Here is a 641-nt window from a genome sequence, read left to right on the forward strand (position 1 = left end):
GCTAGAGTAATCTGGAAGAAAAAGCCTCCAGGTATTCCTACGAACGGAAATACAACTCACACAATTGTGGATGATGAAAACTATGTTCAGCCTTATCCCGAATATGAAATTAACTATGTGATACCAGCACCCATTCGTGTCTATGTTGACGTCTCACTTGCTAATAGCGATTACCTTCCTGCTGATATTGAAACACAGGTTAAGTCAGCTATAGCGCAAGCATTTAACGGAGAAGACGGTGGAACCCGAGCAAGAATAGCATCTACATTATTTGCTGGTAGATATTATTCAGGCGTTTATAACATAGATACATCGAGTGTTGATATTTACAATATTACGCTTAGCCGTGACGGTATTACTTATTCAACATCAATTAGTTTTAGTATTGATGAAATCCCAGCGCTCGACGTTGATAATATATCTGTGAAATTAGTAGGTTCATAAATGGAAAATGTGGGAGCAACTATTCTTGCTCAGTATGCCGCTAGTCCAAAACTCAACTCACTTATTCGAAGTTTCAATGCCGCTGTTTCCTCTGTTGAATTTATTAATACATTTTACGATCTGATTTGGAATATTGACACAGCAAATACTTACGGGCTGGATGTGTGGGGAAAAATAGTGAATGTCAGCAGGCGGCT

At 38.8% G+C, this 641-nt stretch carries 1 protein-coding gene and 1 pseudogene; both read left to right on the forward strand.

From position 1 onward, the window contains the following. Positions 1-444, forward strand: a pseudogene (locus AACQ38_RS23805) (baseplate J/gp47 family protein); the annotation flags it as partial. Further along, on the forward strand, positions 445-641 hold a 197-nt coding region (locus AACQ38_RS23810; RefSeq protein ID WP_165579252.1), incomplete at its 3' end, for a DUF2612 domain-containing protein. It abuts the pseudogene before it with no gap.

This window comes from Photorhabdus sp. RW14-46 (genome assembly GCF_963887965.1).
Taxonomy (GTDB): Bacteria; Pseudomonadota; Gammaproteobacteria; order Enterobacterales; family Enterobacteriaceae; genus Photorhabdus; species Photorhabdus laumondii.